The sequence below is a fragment of the Arthrobacter crystallopoietes genome (assembly GCF_002849715.1).
Classification (GTDB): Bacteria; Actinomycetota; Actinomycetes; order Actinomycetales; family Micrococcaceae; genus Crystallibacter; species Crystallibacter crystallopoietes.
This window is the reverse complement of the sequence record NZ_CP018863.1, coordinates 1,365,856-1,385,611: the sequence shown is the minus strand read 5'-3', so window position 1 is coordinate 1,385,611 and position 19,756 is coordinate 1,365,856. Positions and strand designations below refer to the sequence as shown.

At 66.0% G+C, this 19,756-nt stretch carries 16 protein-coding genes; 2 read left to right on the top strand and 14 right to left on the bottom strand.

Features of this window, described 5'->3' with window-relative positions; translation table 11 throughout:
* Positions 1–325 precede the first annotated feature (325 nt).
* Positions 326–2,014, top strand: a complete 1,689-nt coding sequence (locus AC20117_RS06635) for a formate--tetrahydrofolate ligase (protein ID WP_074700398.1) — start codon at positions 326–328, stop codon at positions 2,012–2,014.
* 54 nt (positions 2,015–2,068) lie between these two features.
* On the opposite strand, the gene AC20117_RS06630 is transcribed toward AC20117_RS06635, so the two are convergent.
* From AC20117_RS06630 to AC20117_RS06570, 14 genes are all read right to left on the bottom strand, one after another.
* Positions 2,069–3,832 carry an FAD-dependent oxidoreductase gene (locus AC20117_RS06630; protein WP_074700399.1) on the bottom strand — a complete coding sequence of 588 codons (1,764 nt, stop codon included), beginning with the start codon at positions 3,830–3,832 and terminating at the stop codon, positions 2,069–2,071.
* A gap of 46 nt (positions 3,833–3,878) precedes the next feature.
* The gene (locus AC20117_RS06625; RefSeq protein ID WP_074700400.1) at positions 3,879–4,721 is read right to left on the bottom strand and encodes an aldo/keto reductase; all 843 of its coding nucleotides are present in this window, start codon (positions 4,719–4,721) and stop codon (positions 3,879–3,881) included.
* Between the two features lie 15 nt (positions 4,722–4,736).
* Positions 4,737–5,576 (bottom strand): sugar phosphate isomerase/epimerase family protein, encoded by an 840-nt coding sequence (locus tag AC20117_RS06620; RefSeq protein ID WP_074700401.1) that lies wholly within the window; start codon positions 5,574–5,576, stop codon positions 4,737–4,739.
* Positions 5,573–7,669 (bottom strand): oxidoreductase, encoded by a 2,097-nt coding sequence (locus AC20117_RS06615; RefSeq protein WP_074700402.1) that lies wholly within the window; start codon positions 7,667–7,669, stop codon positions 5,573–5,575. Before AC20117_RS06615 ends, AC20117_RS06620 begins: the two co-directional genes overlap by 4 nt.
* Before the next feature lie 29 nt (positions 7,670–7,698).
* Positions 7,699–7,965: a Gfo/Idh/MocA family oxidoreductase gene (locus AC20117_RS24200; protein WP_335644988.1), complete on the bottom strand. Its 267-nt coding sequence runs from the start codon at positions 7,963–7,965 to the stop codon at positions 7,699–7,701.
* The gene (locus AC20117_RS06610) at positions 7,883–8,848 is read right to left on the bottom strand and encodes a Gfo/Idh/MocA family protein (RefSeq protein WP_236777456.1); all 966 of its coding nucleotides are present in this window, start codon (positions 8,846–8,848) and stop codon (positions 7,883–7,885) included. Before AC20117_RS06610 ends, AC20117_RS24200 begins: the two co-directional genes overlap by 83 nt.
* A gap of 165 nt (positions 8,849–9,013) precedes the next feature.
* Entirely contained in the window at positions 9,014–10,372 is a 1,359-nt protein-coding gene (locus AC20117_RS06605; RefSeq protein ID WP_074700403.1) for an MFS transporter, read from the bottom strand.
* A gap of 90 nt (positions 10,373–10,462) precedes the next feature.
* Positions 10,463–12,127, bottom strand: coding sequence for an FAD-dependent oxidoreductase (locus AC20117_RS06600; RefSeq protein WP_074700404.1), 1,665 nt, complete (start codon positions 12,125–12,127; stop codon positions 10,463–10,465).
* Positions 12,124–13,206 carry an alcohol dehydrogenase catalytic domain-containing protein gene (locus AC20117_RS06595; RefSeq protein WP_074700405.1) on the bottom strand — a complete coding sequence of 361 codons (1,083 nt, stop codon included), beginning with the start codon at positions 13,204–13,206 and terminating at the stop codon, positions 12,124–12,126. Before AC20117_RS06595 ends, AC20117_RS06600 begins: the two co-directional genes overlap by 4 nt.
* 41 nt (positions 13,207–13,247) lie before the next feature.
* Positions 13,248–13,538 carry a YciI family protein gene (locus AC20117_RS06590; protein ID WP_074700406.1) on the bottom strand — a complete coding sequence of 97 codons (291 nt, stop codon included), beginning with the start codon at positions 13,536–13,538 and terminating at the stop codon, positions 13,248–13,250.
* A 166-nt stretch (positions 13,539–13,704) separates the two neighbouring features.
* Complete coding sequence (locus tag AC20117_RS06585) at positions 13,705–14,607, bottom strand: LysR family transcriptional regulator (protein ID WP_074700407.1); 903 nt, start codon at positions 14,605–14,607, stop codon at positions 13,705–13,707.
* Positions 14,608–14,736: 129 nt separating this feature from the next.
* A complete protein-coding gene (locus tag AC20117_RS06580; RefSeq protein WP_074700408.1) occupies positions 14,737–16,089 on the bottom strand; it encodes a permease prefix domain 1-containing protein in 1,353 nt (450 codons plus the stop codon).
* Complete coding sequence (locus AC20117_RS06575; protein WP_074703172.1) at positions 16,086–16,448, bottom strand: PadR family transcriptional regulator; 363 nt, start codon at positions 16,446–16,448, stop codon at positions 16,086–16,088. The genes AC20117_RS06580 and AC20117_RS06575 overlap by 4 nt, the downstream gene beginning before the upstream one ends.
* Before the next feature lie 55 nt (positions 16,449–16,503).
* On the bottom strand, positions 16,504–18,111 hold the full coding sequence (locus AC20117_RS06570) for a PucR family transcriptional regulator (protein WP_074700409.1): 1,608 nt from the start codon (positions 18,109–18,111) through the stop codon (positions 16,504–16,506).
* A gap of 134 nt (positions 18,112–18,245) precedes the next feature.
* On the opposite strand from AC20117_RS06570, the gene AC20117_RS06565 reads away from it, so the two are divergent.
* A complete protein-coding gene (locus tag AC20117_RS06565) occupies positions 18,246–19,739 on the top strand; it encodes a CoA-acylating methylmalonate-semialdehyde dehydrogenase (protein WP_074700410.1) in 1,494 nt (497 codons plus the stop codon).
* The last annotated feature ends 17 nt before the right edge of the window (positions 19,740–19,756 follow it).

Genomic DNA, 19,756 nt, shown 5'->3' with positions numbered 1-19,756 from the left:
CCTGCGGAAACACCGAAATAGCCGTGGAACGGGAGTTTTCGCAGCTACTTCTACTCCCGTACTTTTTTCGCCGATAACCTGCCTTATGTCAACCAGTTTGCGTATTCGCATTAAGCGCGAATACATCGGATTGATAGACGCTTCCTCGCGTCATCGATAAAGGCGCCAGCTGCTGCAGCACTGAGCATGGCATACCCACCCGACCAACCTCGCTCACGCCCCGGGCACCGGGATGCCCTTTCTGCCGCAGCCTACCGGTCACAAAACCGGGTTCGACTGGTACGTTGGCTCCATAGATGCCGCGAGATGATGGAAGAGGACAAAGATGTCTGCAGCCTCCCCCTTGACCGATCTTGAAATTGCCCGCCGGGCCACGCTGAGGCCCATCATGGACATCGCGCTGGCGGCCGGCATCCGGCACGAGGCAGTGGAACTGTACGGCAACTACAAGGCCAAGATCGACCCGGCCAAGTTGGCCGAGGACCAGGCGGAGCCGCGCGGCCGGGTGGTGCTGGTCAGTGCCATGTCGCCCACGCCGGCAGGGGAGGGCAAGTCTACGGTGACCGTCGGCCTGGGCGATGCACTGGCCAAGGCCGGGCATAAGACGATGATTGCATTGCGCGAGCCGTCCCTGGGGCCGATTCTCGGGATGAAGGGCGGGGCCACCGGCGGCGGCTACTCCCAGGTGCTGCCGATGGACGACATAAATCTCCACTTCACCGGCGACTTTCACGCCATCACGTCCGCCAACAATGCGCTGATGGCTCTCGTGGACAACCACATTTATCAAGGCAACGCCCTCGGCATCGACCCGCGGCGCATCCCCTTCAAGCGCGTTGTCGACATGAACGACCGCACGCTGCGGCAGATCGTCGTCGGGCTTGGCGGCCCGAGCCAGGGTGTGCCGCGCGAGGACGGTTTCGACATCACGGTGGCGTCCGAAGTGATGGCGGTGTTCTGCCTGTCCACCGATCTGAAGGACCTGAAGCGGCGGCTGGCCCGTATCACTTTCGGTTACACCTACGATAAAAAGCCCGTCACGGTGGGGGACCTGGGTGCCGAGGGCGCCATGGCGATGCTGCTCAAGGATGCCGTCAAGCCGAACCTCGTGCAGACCATTGCCGGCACGCCCGCGCTGGTCCACGGCGGGCCGTTCGCCAACATTGCCCACGGCTGCAACTCCGTCATTGCCACGCAGACCGCCCGGCGGCTGGCCGACATCGTCGTCACCGAGGCCGGTTTCGGTTCGGACCTCGGTGCCGAGAAGTTTATGGACATCAAGGCGCGGGCTGCCGGTTTTGCGCCGTCGGCCATCGTCGTCGTTGCTACGGTCCGCGCGCTCAAAATGCATGGCGGCGTGGCCAAGGAGAACCTGTCGACGCCGGATACCGCGGCCCTGCAGGAGGGGCTGGTGAACCTGGAGCGCCACGTGGACAACGCGGCGAAGTTCGGCGTGACGCCGGTCGTCGCGATCAACAAATTCACCACGGACTCGCAGGCGGAACTGGACGCGATTCTGCAGTGGTGCCGGCGGAAGGGCGTCGAGGCGGCCGTCGCCGATGTGTGGGGCGAAGGCGGCGGCGGGACCGGCGGCGATGAACTGGCCGCCAAGGTTGCCCGTGCGGTCGAGGCGCCGCAAAACTTCTCGCCGCTCTACGACCTGGACCTCGCCGTCGAAAAGAAAATCGAGACCATCGCCCAGCAGATCTACGGCGCCGACCACGTGGAATTCGCCATTCCGGCCAAGCGGCGGCTCGCGGAGATCGAGGCCAACGGCTGGGGCCGGCTGCCCGTCTGCATGGCGAAGACCCAGTACTCGTTCACCGACGATCCGACAAGGCTCGGCGCCCCGTCCGGCTTCACCATCACCGTCCGGGATCTGATTCCGAAAACTGGCGCCGGCTTCATCGTCGCGCTGACCGGCGCGGTGATGACCATGCCCGGCTTGCCCCCGCAGCCTGCCGCGATGCGGATGGACGTGAACGACGACGGCGAGATCACCGGACTCTTCTAGGCCACCGGGCGCTTCGGCGGGCTCAAATTTGTCAGCGGGCGGCCAACGTCGTACTCAGCGGTCAGCGGAAGCGTGGACTGCGCTGCCGTCATCCTCATACGCAGTTGCTCCGGCCATGTCCCGGGCCGCGACGTAGCCGAACGTCAGGGCCGGTCCGAGGTTGATGCCGCCGGCCGGATAATGCCCGCCCATCACGCTGGACTGGTCATTCCCAACCGCATACAGCCCTGCAATCGGTTGGCCTTCGCCGTCGAGAACCCGGGCACGGGGGTCAACGTCTATCCCAGCGAAAGTGCCGAAGCTTCCCGGTACCACCTTCACGGCGTAGAACGGGCCCTTCTCGATTGGGGCCAGTGTAGGGTTGGGCGTCGTGGTCGGGTCGCCGCCGTAGCGGTTGAACTCTGTTTCTCCGCGTTCGAAATCGGGGTCCAGACCGCGTCGCGCATTCTCGTTGAAGCGAGCGAGAGTATCTTTGAGCCCCTGTGGGTCGATGCCGCAGTTTCGGGCGAGTTCCTCGACGGTGCGGCCCTTCTTGAGGTAGCCGGAGCGCAGGTACGGGAACAGCGGAACGGGCAGCGGCTTGGCCATGCCGAGCGGGTATTTGCGGACGAAGCGGGCATCCGTAATCTGCCAAGACTCGACCGGCTCGCCCTCGGGCGTGGCCTCGATGAGCGCTGCCACGTAGTCGTAGTAGCCGTTGGCCTCGTTGACGAACCGCTTGCCGTTGCGCCGTACGCCGATGCTTCCGGGTTTGGCGCGGTCCATGATGTGCGGGAAGGTGCCCTGGCGGCCGTTGGCGAAGGGCACGAGCGAGACCGGGCACCATGCGGCGGGCGAAGCGACGTCGGTCTTGAAGTGCGCACCCACTTCCTGCGCCATCGTGATTCCGTCCCCAATAGTCTCCTTGGGTGCCAGAGTCCAGTGCTCGTGCCCCGTGGGGGTTTTGGGGAAAAGCTGCTTGCGCCGCTCGATATCGTTCGGAAATCCTCCGGCCGCAAGCACGACGCCGCGGGCCGCATTGATCGTATACCGACTCTCGGGGCCCTCCACCTCAGCGCCGACTACAGACCCGGAGGCGTCCGTGAGGAGTTTCCGGGCCGGGGTCGAGACACGGATGTCGACGCCGAGGTCGTCGGCGGATTTCATCAGCCGCCCGGTCAGTGCCGTGCCGTTGACTAGCTGCATGTTGCGGCGGTGCACGACGACGTCGAAAACATGCGGCACGAAGCGCTTCGCGGCGTGGAACAGGCCGGCGACGCTGCCTTGGGACGCGGAGAGGAACTTCGTTAGATCCGGTCCCGCCATGATCCCCATGCCGAGGAAAGAGGTTTCGTACAGTTGGTGCCGCATTTTGTTCCGCAACTCCGGCCTGATGTTGCGCGCGTTGTACGGGGCGGGGCCGACAGAGCGGTGTCCGGTGCCGGCACCTGGCGTCTTGCCGTAGATGTCCTTGATCTTGGCGCCGGGGGTGAATTTCAGGCTGGTCTTCGCGTGGAAGAAGCCGACCATGTGGGGTACGGCTTCGAGGAATGCTTCGACACGGTCGGCGTCGAAATTATCGCCCAGCCGGTGGCGTAGGTAGGTGCGGAACTCCTCGCGGTCCTCGTTGACGCCGCCGGCTTTCGCCAACGGATTACCGGGGGTCCAGGCCCAGCCGCCGGACCAGGAGGTGGCACCTCCGCAGACAGCGGCCTTCTCCACGACGACGACTTTGAGCCCGTGGTAGGCAGCGGTAACGGCGGCGGCGAGTCCGCCGGCTCCGGAACCAATGATGAGTACGTCAACGTCGAGGGCGGGTTGGCTGGTGGCGGTGTTCATAAGTGAGCTCCGTTTCGGTGGATCAATTCGGCGCGCGGTCACCGGTCTAATGGCCATATTCGTTGGCATCGAGGCGAGGGCCTGCGCCGGTGTCCAAGGCGTCGATCGCGCTGAGTTCGCCGTCGGTAAGGGCGAAGTCGAATACGTTGAGGTTCTCCAGCTGCCGATCGTTGCTCGCAGACTTGGGGACGGCAATGCGGCCGGAATCAAGATGCCAGCGCAGCACGACCTGTGCGGGTGTTTTACCGTGGGCCGCTGCCGGGCCGGTGACGGCAGGGTGCTCCAGGAACTTCCCTGCCCGGCCGAGAGGGCTGTAGGCAGCGGTGGCGATTCCGAGAGCGGCGTTGTGTTCGAGCTGGCTCCGCTGCAGGTGGTGGGGGTCTACCTGAATCTGGTTGACGGCGGGCTTCAGCCCAGCGGCAGCAACTCTATCCAGGTGGGCAGGTTTGAAGTTGGAGACGCCCCAGCTACGCAGCGCTCCCTCGTGGACGAGTTCTTGCAGGCCAACGCAGGTCTCGACGTAGCGGTCCAGCTGAGGGTTGGGCCAGTGGATGAGGAAGAGATCCAGGTACTCGAGGCCGAGGCGGTCGAGCGCCTCGGCGTAGGCGGTGCGGACCGCGGTCCGGGAGTGGCCGGGCAGACTCAGTTTGCTCGTGACCCAGAGTTCGGAGCGTTCGATGCCTGCGCGGCGGATGCCTTCGCCCACAGCGTCCTCGTTGCCGTACTTCTGCGCCGTGTCGACATGGCGGTAGCCGTGGGCGATACCACGCGCTACGGCGTCGGTCGCGTCCTCGCCGACCAGCGGCCAGGTACCGAGGCCGATCATCGGCACGACGACGCCGGGGGCGATCTCCAGCGCGGTCTGTTGGACAGTGTTGTTGGGAGTCATTTTTTCCTTCTGGCGTTAGGCGCTGGTGGGGACGCGGAGGGCGGCCGCTTCGTCGAGCACACGGTCAGCGGCCTCTTTGAGCAGGCGCACCCATGCAGCTTCCCCGATTCGGGAAACGGTGGAATTGGACGGGGTCTCCACACTGACCGGAAGTTCCGGTGGCAGCGCGGCGACGATCTCCGGCAGGCGGAAGTCGCCCTCGCCGGGAACTCCGCGTTCGGAACGGGATTCCAGGACCATGCCTTCGCGGTCAGTGGGCCGCTGCGCCGGACCGTCGCAGAGCTGGACCATGGGGACCAGATCGGCGTTCTCGGCCAGATCCTCGAGGGTGCCACCAAAGCGGCGGAAGTGCAGGGTGTCGACGACGATCTGGCATCCGGCCGCGCGGGCGAGTGCGGCGGCAGCAGGGATCGAGTTGACGGCCTGATAGGAGATCGGCTCCAGTGTCGGAGTGATGCCGTGGCCGCGTCCATCTTCGGCCATGCGGGCAAGGGTGTCGGCCAGCCTGCTGCGGTCCGGATCGCTCGCGGCAACGGTGAGCCCGGTGGCCCCGAGGGCCTGGCCGGCCTCCATCATTCGCAGCCACGCGTCGCGTTGGTCGCTGCCATCGAGGAGCAGGAACTCGATGTCGCGGATTACGACGCCGGTGTCGGCCATCCGCGCCAACGTTTCGGCCAGCATCGGGGAGCCCGGCTGCAGATCGAAGGCACGTTCGTTCCCGGTGACAGGACGGACCCGGGTGCCGATGAAGTCGAACCCAGCGCCAGCGGCCAGCCGGACGAGGTCCGGCGGGGCAGTCCCGAGGAGCGAAAGCTGGGCAATACCGAGGGGCGGACGGACCGTTGTGGCGCTCATCGGATGGCTCCCAGGACGGCGAGTTCCGGCTCTGCGGCGAGAGCGCCGAGCGCCGGGGTGGCTCCAGGGTCGGGATCGGCCCCGGCCAGATAGGCGGCGATGCGCTGGGCGGCGTCGAATCCGCTCTTGATGGCATTGGAAGCGATGGCCGGTTTCTGGTCAACGACGGTGCCGGCCAGAGTCACCGGCACGCCGGCGCCCTTGCTCAATGCCGAGTCGCGGCCCGCGTGGCTGATCGCCGGGCTGAGCGGGGCAACTGAGCGGGAGACCAACAGCTCACCCGGTGCGTCCAGCCATTCCTCGCCCTTCGGCCCGACCGTCCGGATCCGTCCTCCCGAGAATTCGACGATGCTGGAGTCCAGCAATATCCGAACGTTGGGATTGCCCTGCAGCCTCGGGACGGCAAGAATCTTGGCGCGGCGCCCGGCCTCGGGGGCGAGCGTTTCCTGCGGTCCGACGAGCAGCACCGACGTGCCGCGGCCCGCAAGTGTGTCCGCCACGCTCATGGCCACCGAGTCGGCGCCCCAGATGGTGATGGCCTCCGGCGCAGCTTCGGTACCCGCGAGGACGCCGGGGTGCGCCATCAGCCAGGCGCGGATGTCGGAGACGGCTTCGCTGTCCGCACCGCCGAACGCCGGAGCAGGGCGGAGTCCACCCGTGGCGAGGACTACTGCGTCAGCCCGGTGTTCGACGACGAGCCGGTCGAGGCTCGTGGTGTCTGCTGCCGTGCCGTAACGGATCTTGATGCCGAGTCGCTGATTCTCTTCGGCCGCCCAGCTGGTGAAGCGGTGGAAGTCCGGCGTCGACTTCATCTTCTCGGCCAGCGCAAAATCGCCGCCGGCCCGGTTTCCGGCGTCGAGAATCGTGACCGCAGCCCCCGCCTCGGCGAGCTCGCGCGCGGCGGTCAGCCCAGCGGGGCCGGCTCCGACAACAAGGGCCCGGGATCCCGGCCGTACTGTCGGTGTGGGGACCGGCACGCGGGAGCGTCCGACGGCAGGGTTGACCGTGCAGGTGACCTGACCAATGCCGAGGTTGTCGATGCACACGTTACAAGCGATGCAGGGGCGGTAGCGCTCCCCGGTCAGGACGCCTCGGACAAAGTTCGGGTCGGCGTGGACGGCTCGGCCGAGCGAGACGAAGTCGCACAGCCCCTCCGCCAGCACGGCCTCGATAATCTCTGGCGAGTTCAGCCGGCCGGCCATGCCGAGCGGCAGGTTGTACTTGCGGTAGGCCCGGGCGTACTCCCCGAGCAGGCCCGGCGCCCACTCGCCGGACTGGACGATCCACTCGCCGGCTTCATAGCTGCCGGCGGAGAGGTCAATGAAGTCCAGCGCCTCGGTATCGACCTTGTCCATAACCGCCAGCTGCCCGGCTGCATCCAGTCCGCCTTCGACGCCTTCGAGGACCGAAATGCGGATACCGACGACGGCGTGGGGCGCGCGAAGACGGATCTCGTCGATGACCAGGTTGACGAATGCCTCGCCGGCGCCGAACTCGTCGGTGCGCCAGTTGGTGCGCGGGGACATGAACTGATGGATCAAGTAACCGTGGCCGCCGTGGATGTTGATGACGTCGAAGCCTGCCTCGACGGCGCGCCGGGCCGCTTCGCCGTAAGCGGCGGCCAGCTCGTGGACCTCGTTGGTGGTCATTTCACGGGGCATTTCGCCGCCGGCGACGTCGCAGGCAGACGGCGAGGGTGCCACATTCTTGAAGCCGGTGACCTCGGCCTGCGCTGTGCGGCCGCCGTGGTTGATCTCCACGGCGGCCAGGGCGCCTTCGGCGTGGATCGCGTCCGTGAAGATCTTCATGCTGGGGATGGTGTCGTCCGTGTGCAGGCCGAGCTGGTGCGTCCTGCCCTTGCCGTCGGCGCGCACGTAGGTTGCCTCGGTGGTGACCAGCCCGAGCCCAGCGCGGGCACGGGTGAGAAGGTAATCGAGATACTGCTCGGTCATCCGGCCGTCGGTAGTGCCATAGTTGCGCTCCATCGGCGAGGACGCGAGGCGGTTGCGCAGGACCACCGGGATGCGCCCGTTTCGGCCGAGTTCGAGGGACCGCCGAGCGTAGGCGGATCCGCCTGTGGGGGTGGTGTTCACGTGGTTCTCCTTGCGGGATACGGGGCGGTTTAGCTGTTGGCCTGGGCGGTTTGGGCGCTGACGCCTTCTGGTGCCACGGGGCCATCTGGCGGGAAGGGCGCGAAGCGGACCGGGACACCGGTCCGCGCGGATTCGTAGATGGCTAGCAGGATGCGGAGAGCGTTATTGGCGTCGCGTCCTGTAATGGCCGGGTCCGCGCCGTGGGTCAACGCTTCAACGAAGTCGCGGATCTGGCTGGTGTGGTTGCGGGATGAGCTGGCCGTTGATGGAGGACAAGTCGACGTTCGGTTCAACATCCCCGGGGTGGGCCGGCGTCGTCCGAACCGTGTTTCCGGTGGCCATGATGGTCACGCGACCGTCCGTGCCCTCGGGGAACTCGCTGAGCTCGGCTGTGGCGCCGGTTGACCCGGTCACGCGGATTTGAACGCCCAGCGAAGGGGCCGCGGCGGTGGAGGCGGAGAGCGTGCCAATACCGCCGGAAGTGAACTTCAGGACTGCGGTGGCGGAATCCTCCACTTCGATGTTCCCACCGTGCTTGAAGGTGTTGATGGCGCCATAGACTTCGGCGATATCGCCCATGTACCACTGCAGCAGGTCGATGTAATGGATGGCCTGGGTCATCAGCACACCGCCGCCGTCGTTATTCCAGGTCCCACGCCAGGCGTCCTTGGAGTAGTAGCTGGGGTCGCGGTGCAGCAGGACGGACGCGTGTCCGATCACGGGCATGCCGAGCGTGCCATCGTCGATCGCGGCACGGATGCGCTGCGCCGCGGGCCAGAAGCGGCGTTGGAACAGGACGCCAAGTTTGACGCCGGCTGCATCGCACGCTGCCACCATGCGTTCAGCAGAGGGGAGGTCGATCGCGATCGGCTTCTCGCACAGCACATGCACGCCGGCAGTGGCGGCTTCGAGGACCACGGCCTCATGGGTCGGGTGCGGGGTGCAGACCGAAACGATGTCCAGATCCAGTGCCAACAGGGCGGAGACCGAGTCGACGGCGTTTTCTACTCCCCATGCGGTGGCGGTGGCGTGGGCGCGCTCGGGGTCGACATCGCAGACACCGACTACCTCTGCCGTATCCAGGGCGTCGAAGGCCTCGAGATGGTTGCGGCTGATCATGCCGCAGCCGGCAATGCCGACGCGCAACGTGCGCGGGTGGCCGGGAACCTGCTGGATCACGGAAGTGCCTTTCGAACGAGGACGAGTGTGACGGGGCTGCCGAGGCCTGCGTGCGTTCAACTCTATGAACCGCACGCAGGCTGGAACCGACAGTTCCCGTTCATCGGAATTCAGGCTTGGAGCGTCAGCCCGAGCTTGGCTACAGACTTCGTGTTCTGGAGTGGACTAGTTGCTGCTGCGGGCCGGGTTGCGCTGGCCGAGTTCCTTCAGCGGGGTGCGGAAGGTTTCTTTGGCCGTGGCTGCAGCGATAGCGGCGAGGATGCACACAACGGCGGTGAAGATTGCCACTGGCAGCCAGTTTGTTTCGCTGTCGCCCATCAGCCAGGTACCGATCGAGGGAGTGAATCCGGCGATCAGCAGGCCGAGCTGCAGCCCGATGGCCATGCCGGTGTAGCGGACCTTGACGTCGAACATTTCAGAGAAGAATGCCGGGTAGAGACCGTTGGAGATGCTGTAGAACAGGGACGTTGTGACGAAGCCTGCCAGCAGGATCAGAGCGAATTCGCCGGTGGAAATGGCCTGGAAGTAGAAGAAGATGGAGACGGCGCTGCCGATGCAGCCGGTGATGAAAACGGGCTTCCGGCCGATACGGTCGGAAACGTAGGCACCGAACGGTTGCGTGAACAGTGCCGCCACATTGGTGCAGATGGTTACCAGCAGCATGGTGGCTGCCGGCACCCCGGCGTTGTTCGTAGCGAAGGACAGAGCGAAGACTGCTACCACCGTGTTGACCACGGTAAAGAGCGAGGCGAATGCCACCCGCACTACATCCCAGCCATGGTCCTTGATGACAACGGCCAGCGGCAGTTTGGCGGTCTCGTTGTGTTCCTTGGTTTCCTCGAAGACCGCCGGTTCGTCCAGCGTACGTCGGACCAGATAGGCCACGACCAGCACCAGGATGCTGGACCAGAAGGGGATGCGCCAGCCCCAGCTGAGCAGGTCCTCGCGAGGCATGGCAGCGATCGGCAGGAAGACCAGGCTGGCCAGGATTAAGCCAGAAACGATGCCGTTCAATGCCCAGGAACCGTAGAATCCGCGGCGGTTGGCCGGCGCCTGCTCGATGGTCAGCGTGCTGGCGCCGGCCGTCTCGCCTCCTGCCGAGAGGCCCTGGAGCAACCGCAGGAAGACCAGCAGGATGGGGGCCCAGATACCGATGGAGTTGTAGTCGGGCAGGCAACCGATCAGGAAGGTGGCCGCCCCCATCAGTACGAGGGAGAAGACCAGTACGTTCCGGCGTCCCACTTTGTCGCCAAAGTGTCCCAGAATGACAGCGCCGAAGGGACGGGCTATATAAGCGACGCCGAAGGTGGCCAGCGAGGCAAGGTTGGACGCGCCGCCGGCATCGGGAAAGAAGATGTCTCCGAAGACCAGTGCTGCGGCGGAGGCGTAGATGAAGAAGTCGTAGTACTCAAGCATGCCGCCCAGATAGGCGGCTACTGCAGCCCTGCGGCCCTGATTCGGCTTGCGGGTGGTCCCGCTCGCGGAAGCGGCGGCATCGGTCGTGCGGTTTGTCGTCGTTGACATGGTTTCTCCTTATGAATTGCTGCGGCAGTCGGGAAGGTCCGCGGCAGCAACTCTTATTCTTAGGGTATGTCCGTAGGGGACTGGGTGCGTCTAAACGCGGAGACGTTCTGCCTCTGGAGCCTTGACTGCCAGGGTTGTCGCGAGGTGCTCGCTGGCGGCGAAGGCGCGGGTAATGGCGGAGCCGAGCGTGGCCCCGCCACCGGGGTAGTTGTTGCGGAAGACACCGGCAGAGACATTGCCGGCCGCGTACAGGCCGGCCAGCGGATGTCCATGGCGGTCCAGGACCTGGCCGTGGAGATTGGTTTCCAGACCGCCTGAGGTTCCCAGGACGCCGGCCTTAATGGGAACCGCGTAGAAGGGGCCGGTGTTCAGTGGCGCCAGGCAGGGGTTTGGCAAGTTGCCTGCGTCGCCCAGGAACCGGTCCTGCGGGGTCGAGCCGCGCCCGAACTCAGTATCCGTTCCGGTCTCTGCGTCGGCATTGAACTTCGCAACGGTAGCCGACAGACCGTCCTGATCGATGCCGAGCTTGGCGGCAAGTTTCTCAAGGCTAGGCGCCGTGACCATCCAGTCCGCAGGAATGCCAGGGGTGGAGCCGGCGACCGGATACTTGGCCAGGTATGCGGCATCGAAGACCAGCCACGCCGGGTTGTTCTGTTGGTGCAAGGTACGCGGATCGATGGTAGCGAAGACCCTCGAGGCATCGTGGTAATTCAGGGCCTCGTTGACGAAGCGTTTGCCGGCCGAGTTAACCGTGATGGAACCCGGCAGCGTCATTTCCACATTGCCCATCCGGCCTGACGGAACGCCGTCGTAAATCTGGGTGGGCGGGCAAATCACCGGCACACCCCAGATCGCCGTCATGTCCGCCACTGCCGCTCCGGCCTTCAACCCGAGCTGCAGTCCGTCACCTTCATTGGACGGTGCGCTGATGGGCGTAACGGGGAACCCGAGGAAGGCGCTGCGGAGCCGGGCGTTCCATTCGAAACCGCCCGAAGCGATGACGACGGCGTTGGCCCGGACCTCGGCCGAAGTGGTGCGGCTGCCGCCGTCGTCGTTGATCGTAACCTTCCAGCCGTCCTCGGAACGGGCCAGATCTTCGACGGGAGCCGACGCTGCCACGGTGACTCCGCGGTCCAAGGCGCTTGCCAGCAGGCTCCCGACCAGCGCGCCGCCCATGGTCCGCACGCCGGTGGCGGCGCGTTCGGCCAGCAACTGTTGGTCCGGGGCTCGCCCGTTGAGCTCGTCCCGCTCCGCCATGGTCAGCAACGGAAAGTACGACGACGGCCGGATGGCTTCGGCCATTCCCGGGTAGCCTGCCGGGTCGAACGCGTTGTTGTCCAGGCCGCGGCCGCCGTCTGCCGAGCCGGGCCACTCCAGATGGTAGTCCGGGCGGGCCAGCGGGGTGAGCGAAACCCGGGTGTTCGAGGCCAGGTACTCCACTGCCCGCGGGGCGGTGGCCACATACCAGTCGATCTCTTCAGCCGACATGACATGTCCGGCGGCCTCGGACAGATAGGCTGTGCCTGCTTCGTGCGAGTCCGTGAATCCTGCAGCCTTGGCCAAATGGTTGTTCGGCGCCCACAGGACGCCGCCGCCAGCGGCCGTGGTCCCGCCAAGCTTGGCCGCCTTTTCCAGGACCAGGACCGTCAAGCCCGCATCCGCAGCCCTGACCGCAGATACCAGCCCGGCCGCGCCGCTGCCGATGATAACGACGTCGTAGTTAGTGGACAGTTCCTGGACCGGCGTGGTGATCATGCGGAAGCTCCCGCAAGCACCTGGGCGTTCTGCGACGGGGGCTGGCTGGCCGGCATTTCAATCATGATCTTGCCGACCTTTTCGGTTCGGTTGCGCATCAGTTCGAAGGCGTCCGCCAGTTTGCCGAAGGGCACCCTGTGCGTCATGAGTTCCCGCGCCTGGTCCTGATGTGCGGCCAGCAGGTTCAGTCCGTCCGGAATCAGGTTCAGGCTGTTCCGGCTGCCGAGCAGGTCCAGTTCCTTGAACGGAACCTCTTTCATCGAAACAGCTGCTGAGCGCGGCGAGATGCCTACCTGGACAATGCGGCCGGCGCTGGCAACCAGCCGGATGGCGTTCTCCAGTGAGGCCGGCGCTCCGGTTGCCTCGATGATGAGGGTAGGTCCGCAGCCACGCGTCAACTTATTGAGCCGTTGCGCCTGTCCGGCATCCGGGAAATCAGCGGCCGGGACTACCTGCAACGTATCCACGGCACCGAACCTGGTTGCCAACTGAAGTCTTTCCGGTTCGATGTCGGCGCAGATGACCTTCACGCCCAGATCCGTCAGGTACAGCGTGGCGAGCAGGCCGATCGGTCCGCTGCCCAACACCAAGGCGGTCTCACCGGCAATCGGACGGCCGCGGTTCACGGCCTGCATGGCGATGGAAGCAGGTTCGCCCATGGCCGCCAGATCCAGCGCCAGACCCTCGGGAACCGGACACAGTTTCTCCACGGGGACGCTCAGCAGTTCCGCGAAGGCACCGTCCTCGTAACAGCCAAGGCAGGAAATGTTCTCGCAGACGTTGTAGCGGCCCAGCCTGCAAGGCTGGCAATCGCCGCAGAAGCTCATTGGGCTGACCGCCACCTTGTCGCCTGGCTGGATCCCGGCAGGGTTTTCGCCTACTGCCTCGACCACGCCGGAGAATTCGTGTCCCTGGATGAGCGGAAGGTCCGTGGGATAGTCGTCTTCCCAGATGTGCAGGTCGGTGCCGCAGAGCGTGACATGGTGGATCCTGACCAAGGCGTTGCCCTCGGCCAGGACCGGCTCGGCCGTTTCCTGGTACTCAATGGTTTCTTTGGCGATGGTGCGCGCAGTAAGCATGGTGTCTCGTCCTTTGGATGCCGGTGCCAGTGTGGCGGAATTCAGTTCTGGTCTGCGCCGAAGAAAATGTTCCACTGGCGTATCTCGCGCTGGTCGATCAGGTTGTTCTGGTGGAACGGATCCCGGTTCATCAGAGTCTCGACCTCGACCTTGTTCTCGCCCTTGATGATCAGCAGGGCGCCGGGCGCTTCCTCCGGACCGAAGGGGCCGCTCTTGACCAGCAATCCTTCTTCAAAGACAGATTTGAGGAACTCGACGTGGCGGGGACGGTGTTCGTCCCGGCCTGCGGTGGTGGCGTCGCTGTAGGTGTAGGTGACTGCAAAAGTTGCCATGAGTGACTGATCCTTTTCTCGTGGTCCGCGGGGAGGGCTTTCGACCCGCCCGCGGCCTCAAATGTGATGTAGATCAATCTGACAGCAGCGATTATGTCTTGTCCAACACTAAAAAAGTCATGCGCCATGTAGGAAATCAGCATAATCTGGCATGACGAGGAGGATTTCAGCGATCGGGAGTGGGCAACACTTCGTCCGCCGTTTGCAGGACGGCCGCCAGCGCGGCTGAAGCGTTCTCCGGATTCCAGGCGATGCCGGAAGCGATCGTAGGAGTGGGGGACGGCCGGGACAGTGGAACGTACACCGTTCCGGCCGGCATGATGTCTGCCACCGCAACTGGCATGAGGCTCACGCCGACGCCGCCGGCCACCAGCGAGAGGGCTGTATACGGATCGGCGATTTCCTGGGCTACCCGCGGCCGGAAACCCGCTGTGGTGCAGGCAGCGAAGAGTGCCTCGCGCACTGATGATCCGTGCCGTGCGGGCATGGTGACCCAGCTGTCGTCGGATAGGTCGGCCAAATCGATGGATTCCTGCTGCGCCAGCGGGTGGTCAAGGGGCAAGGTTGCGCCAAGCGGTTCTACGGCGATCAGCCGCGTGGCGACCTTGGCCGTGCTTACGGGCAGGCCGATAAAACACAGGTCGAGGGCGCCGACCGTAAGTTGGTTCAGGGCTGCCTGTGTCAGCAGTCCTCCGGTCAGCGTTAGGTCCACGTCCGGATAGCGCTGCCGCAATGCGCGGGTCAGCGGGGGCAGTGTCTTGTGATTCAGTGCGCCGGAGAACCCGATGTGGACCCGGCCATAGACGTGCTCGCCGGCCGTCTGTGCAGACCTCCGGGCTAAGTCCATTTCCTCCAGGATCCGGCGTGCATGCGGGAGGAATGAATGCCCTGCACTGGTCAACGCGACTGTCCGGGTATTGCGCTCGAAGAGGTCGACGCCCAGATGCCTTTCCAGCTTCCTGATGGTCTGGCTCAACGGCGACTGGGCCATCCGCAAACGTTCCGCCGCGCGGCCGAAATGCAGTTCCTCGGCAACGGCGATGAAAGCCTCGATCCACCTAAGTTCCACGACGCTTCCGCTTCCTTATCGTTGTGCACGGGCCAAGCGGATTCTTCCTTGTCCCCGCCCCGGATCCAAGAATACTGTCCGGTTCCGATCCCGGACCCCGAGGCGAGGACTTAACGAGGCTTGTGCCGATCAGGCGAAGCCGAAGACGGGCGGGAAGGCCAGGATGACGACGGCGGCCCAGGCACCGTAGATGGGCAGGTAGCGTGTCTGCCAGCGCTCGAGCGCGCCGAACGGACGGCGCCCGCGGAGGAACCCGACGGTGAGCCAGGCCGCCCGGAGCAGGTGCACCAGCAACAGGAGGTTGAGGCCGAGCGCGGCGATCTTGTTGGGGCTGAAGCCGAATTCGGCGATGCGGGTTAGCATGGCGGTCAGCATCACCGCGTCGACGGCTAGGGCCGCGATGACGAGGACCAGCTGCAGGGCGTCGAACAGGCCCGGCTGTGCCAGCGAGTCGCGGGCGGAAATCGCGTAGAGCAGCAGGCACAGGACCAGCACGAGGATCGCGTTCATCAGGATGAGCAGCTCTCGGTCGACGTCGACAAGGCCGCCGGCGGCAGTGAAGACGGCCAGCAGGGTCAGCAGCATGACGATGGTCAAGGGCGTGAAGACGCGGGTGAGGACGGGGGCGATGTTCTCGACGACGTTCTGCTTGGCTTCGACGAGCCACGCGGCGACGACAAGCGCCCCGGGGACGGCGAACGGCATGATCCAGTCCTCCATCACCGGTTCGAGGTCGATGCCGACAACGCTGAGGGCGCCGAAGGTGAGCCCGACCAGGACGGCGCCGCCGAGGGCCAGGAGCGTGAAGTAGATGGCGAGCTCACCGGTGAACCGGACGAAGTCCATGCGGCGGTTGTCGGAGCGCCACCTGCCTCCGATGTACGCGACCCCGGCCAGCAGCCACAGGATAACCGGGGCGTGCAGGATGGCGAGCACCTCGGTGGAACCGCCCGGGACGAACGGGTAGACATTGAGCACCACCGCCAGCGCGGCGAACGGGATCAGCAGCATCGCCGCCACGGACGCGGTGAGCCGGCGCTTCCACGCGAAGTAGGCGCCGAGGAACGGGAAGACGAGCAGGCCGAGGTTGCGTGCCAGCACGGCCTCGTCGTCCAGCCAGATGGTTCCGATCTTGACCGCCAGGCCTGCCCCCACGGCAAGTGCAAGCACGACGGCGAGTTCGCGCCACGGGGGAGTGCCGGCGCCGTCGGAATCTTCCGGCACCAGGACCAGCTGCTTCCACAGCCGGTCGGAGTGCTCGCGGGCGAACTCGCGCAAGACGGCGTCCAGGTTGCCCAGCCGCTTGATCGCGACGAGGAACGCCTCTTCGTCGTCGAGCCCGGTGGCCTGCCGGTCCGCGATCTGCTCGCGGAGGTGGTCCTCAAGTTCGTCGATGTCGGCGGGGGAGATGGCCTGGCGCCGCTGGACGTAGCCGCGCCACCGGCCGATCTGGGCCTCGAGTTCCACGTGCTGCTCCATCATGCCCACCCTTCGATCACGGCGGGCGGCCGCTGCGCACTCTGCCACACCTGCCGCAGCGCATCCGCCACGACGGTCCACTGCTCCTGCCGGTCCGCGAGGGCTTCCCGGCCCGTCGGGGTGATGGCGTAGTGCTTGCGCCGTCGTCCGGCTTCGGAGGTTCCCCAGGACGACGACACGTAGCCGAGCCGCTCGAGCCGGTGCAGCAGCGGGTAGAGCATCCCGTCGGTCCACTGCATGCCGCCGCCGGACAGCTCGCTCACGCGCTTGATGATCGCGTAGCCGTACAGATCACCCTCCGTCAATATTCCCAGCACGAGCGGGGTGGCCGAAGCGGCGACCAAGTCCTTATCGATGCGCACGGCGCCTCCCATACCTAGAACTGCAATGCATCAACCATAGCAGTGCTAGGTATGGTCAGCGGTTGAGCAGCTTGTGCAGCAGCACGGCCACATGGAGGGAGGTGCGTGATTCCGCGTCGTCCAGCCGGACGCCGAGCTGGGTTTCGAGTTTGGCCAGGCGGGCGTAGAGGGTGGGCCTGCTGAGGTAGCCGGTCCGCGCGAGCTGCGCCTTGTTGCCGCCGCTTTCCAGGTACCGCTCCAGCAGGTCGAGCCCGGCGCCGTCGTCGTTCGCCAGAAGTTCACCGAGTTCCGACTCCACGAACGTCTGCACGCGCTGGTCCTCGTGCAGCAGCCAGAGCAGGCCGCGGAGCCGGACGTCGCCGGAGCGGTAGAAGCGTTTGGCGCCCTTGGTCAGCGTGCTGGCGGCCTCGGCAACCTGCGCGGCTTCGTCCAGCCCGGCGGCGGCAGCGGCGAGCAGTTCGGCGCGGCCGCGGCCCACGCCGACGGTCCAGCCCAGCTCGCCGGAGGACTCGGCGGCCTCGCCGGAGATGCGCTCCAGCATCGGATCGGCCAGTTGTTTCGCGGGAACCGGCAGCAGCAGCGCGATGGAGCCGGCCTGCAGGCTGGCGGCCAGGGCGGTGGTGCGCGAGCTTGCCATCACCCGGTGCAGCAGGTCCAGCAGGGCCCGTTCGCGCCGCTGCGTGCCGATGGGTTCCTCGCCGGGAAGCCGGTCCAGCCGGAAGACCACCGGCACGTAGAGTGGCGCCGGCTGCAGGCCCATGGCGGCGCTGCGGGCGAGTGCCTCGGACTCCGTCAGGGAGCCGGGCCGGCGGAGTTCGTGTACCAGGCCGGCGCGCGCCTGATGCGCGAGTTCCAGCTGGTCGCGCTCTGCCATCCGGTTGATGGACAGCGCCTGGCCGGCGCGCTCGAGCACCATGGCGGATTCGGCGTCGTCGTCGTTAGTTTCCTGCAGCACGGGAACCACCAGACGGCCCCACCGGTGCCCCCGGATCCCCGCCGGCGTCTGCAGCCAGCGCTCGCTGCCGGAGCGGACCGTCTCCTCCCGGTAGTGCACCAGCCGCGAGCGGGCTTCCCAATCGCGCAGCACGTCCATGGTGGGCAAGCCGGCGGCGTCGAAAGCCAGGACCAGGTGGGACGCGTCCTCGAGCACCACCGGCGCGCCGAGCAGCTCCGCGGTGCGGGCGACAATCTCCTCCGCGCCCGCGCTTTCGAGGCTGAGCTGGGTGAAGACCTCGTGCACGCGGCGGGCCTTTTCCACTTGCTCCAACTGCGTGGCGACCAGCTTGCGGTGCACCACCTCGGTCACCTCAACAAACCGCACCTTCCGGCTCAGCAGGACCACGGGCAGGCCGATGTCGCGGGCGGCTTCGCGCAGTGCCTGCGCCGCTTTCTGCCGCACGCTGGTGATTTCGACGACGACGCCGGCGGCTCCCGCGGTCTCGAGCCCGCGGAGGAATTCGGCCGCCTCGTTGGCGGAGTCCTGGAAGGCCAGGCCGGTGGTCAGCACTAGCTCCCCGCCTTCGAGCAGGCCGGATAGCTCCTTCAGCTCGGCGACGTGGACCCAGCGGACTGCTTCGCCCAGCCTGTCCGCGCCGGCAAGGATTTCCGGTTCCCCGGCCTTGACCACGGGCAACTGCAGGACGTCGGCAACGGTTAACACCATTTACACAGTGTATAGCTCGAAGGAGAACGGATTACACAGTGCTCCTTCCACAGGGGTGCCCGGTGGGGGCAGGATGAAACCACGACGCCGGCGCTTGCCCGGGCACGCCCACAACACGTTTCCCAAGGAGTCCCATGAAGACCATTCAGCACTGGATCAACGGCGCCGAGACCGCACCGGCCACCGGATCGCGCCTTTCCGACGTGACCAACCCCGCCACCGGCAAGGTGACCTCGCAGGTGGCTCTGGCCAGCGCCGCCACGGTGAACGATGCGGTGGCAGCGGCGACGGCGGCGTTCCCGCTCTGGCGCGACACCTCGTTGGCCAAGCGCGTGCAGATCCTCTTCCGCTTCCGCGAGCTGCTGAACGCCCGCAAGCCCGAATTGGCCGCGATCATCACCGCCGAGCACGGCAAGGTCCTCGACGACGCGCTCGGCGAGATTTCCCGCGGCCAGGAGGTGGTGGAGTTCGCCTGCGGCATCCCGCACCTGCTCAAGGGCGGCTACACCGAGAACGCCTCCACCAAGGTGGACGTCCACTCCGTCCGCCAGCCCGTGGGCCCGGCCGCGATCATCTCCCCGTTCAACTTCCCGGCCATGGTGCCGATGTGGTTCTTCCCGGTGGCCATCGCATCCGGCAACACCGTGGTCCTCAAGCCCAGCGAAAAGGATCCCACGGCGGCGAACTGGATGGCCGAACTGTGGAAGGAAGCCGGCCTGCCCGATGGCGTCTTCAACGTGGTCCACGGAGACAAGGAAGCCGTGGACACGCTGCTGCAGCACGAGGACATCAAGTCCGTCTCGTTTGTTGGCTCCACGCCCATCGCGCAGTACGTCTACCAGCAGGGCACCGCCACCGGGAAGCGCGTGCAGGCCCTGGGCGGGGCGAAGAACCACATGCTGGTCCTGCCCGATGCGGATCTGGACCTGGCGGCTGACGCCGCGGTCAACGCCGGGTACGGTGCCGCCGGTGAGCGCTGCATGGCGATCTCCGCCATCGTCGCCGTCGAGTCCATCGCGGACGAACTCGTCGCCAAGATCGCCGAACGCACCCGCACGCTGCGGATCGGCGACGGCACCCGCGGCACGGACATGGGCCCGCTGGTCACCGCCGCGCACCGCGAGAAAGTCGCTGGCTACATCAATGCCGGCGAGGCCGCCGGCGCCACCATGGTCCTCGACGGCCGCAACGTGACTCCGGACGCCGAGGGCGACGGATTCTTCCTCGCGCCCACCCTGTTCGATAACGTCACGCCGGACATGTCCATCTACACCGACGAGATTTTCGGCCCGGTCCTCTCCGTGGTCCGCGTGCCCAGCTACGACGAGGGCCTGCAGCTGATCAACGCCAACCCGTACGGCAACGGCACCGCGATTTTCACGAACGACGGCGGGGCCGCCCGCCGCTTCGAGAACGAGATCGAGGTCGGCATGGTCGGCATCAACGTGCCCATCCCGGTGCCCATGGCGTACTACTCCTTCGGCGGCTGGAAGAACTCGCTCTTCGGCGACAGCCACGCCCACGGAGCCGAAGGCGTGCACTTCTTCACCCGCGGCAAGGTGGTCACCTCCCGCTGGCTGGATCCCAGCCACGGCGGTATCAACCTTGGCTTCCCGCAGAACTCTTGACCCGGCGTCGTTGTTAA

Excerpts from the sequence above, each read along its gene's own strand:
- AC20117_RS06635 (WP_074700398.1), top strand. The coding sequence starts at position 326 with ATGTCTGCAGCCTCCCCCTTGACCGATCTTGAAATTGCCCGCCGGGCC.
- AC20117_RS06630 (WP_074700399.1), bottom strand. The coding sequence starts at position 3,832 with ATGAACACCGCCACCAGCCAACCCGCCCTCGACGTTGACGTACTCATC.
- AC20117_RS06625 (WP_074700400.1), bottom strand. The coding sequence starts at position 4,721 with ATGACTCCCAACAACACTGTCCAACAGACCGCGCTGGAGATCGCCCCC.
- AC20117_RS06620 (WP_074700401.1), bottom strand. The coding sequence starts at position 5,576 with ATGAGCGCCACAACGGTCCGTCCGCCCCTCGGTATTGCCCAGCTTTCG.
- AC20117_RS24200 (WP_335644988.1), bottom strand. The coding sequence starts at position 7,965 with ATGTTGAACCGAACGTCGACTTGTCCTCCATCAACGGCCAGCTCATCC.
- AC20117_RS06605 (WP_074700403.1), bottom strand. The coding sequence starts at position 10,372 with ATGTCAACGACGACAAACCGCACGACCGATGCCGCCGCTTCCGCGAGC.
- AC20117_RS06600 (WP_074700404.1), bottom strand. The coding sequence starts at position 12,127 with ATGATCACCACGCCGGTCCAGGAACTGTCCACTAACTACGACGTCGTT.
- AC20117_RS06595 (WP_074700405.1), bottom strand. The coding sequence starts at position 13,206 with ATGCTTACTGCGCGCACCATCGCCAAAGAAACCATTGAGTACCAGGAA.
- AC20117_RS06590 (WP_074700406.1), bottom strand. The coding sequence starts at position 13,538 with ATGGCAACTTTTGCAGTCACCTACACCTACAGCGACGCCACCACCGCA.
- AC20117_RS06580 (WP_074700408.1), bottom strand. The coding sequence starts at position 16,089 with ATGATGGAGCAGCACGTGGAACTCGAGGCCCAGATCGGCCGGTGGCGC.
- AC20117_RS06570 (WP_074700409.1), bottom strand. The coding sequence starts at position 18,111 with ATGGTGTTAACCGTTGCCGACGTCCTGCAGTTGCCCGTGGTCAAGGCC.
- AC20117_RS06565 (WP_074700410.1), top strand. The coding sequence starts at position 18,246 with ATGAAGACCATTCAGCACTGGATCAACGGCGCCGAGACCGCACCGGCC.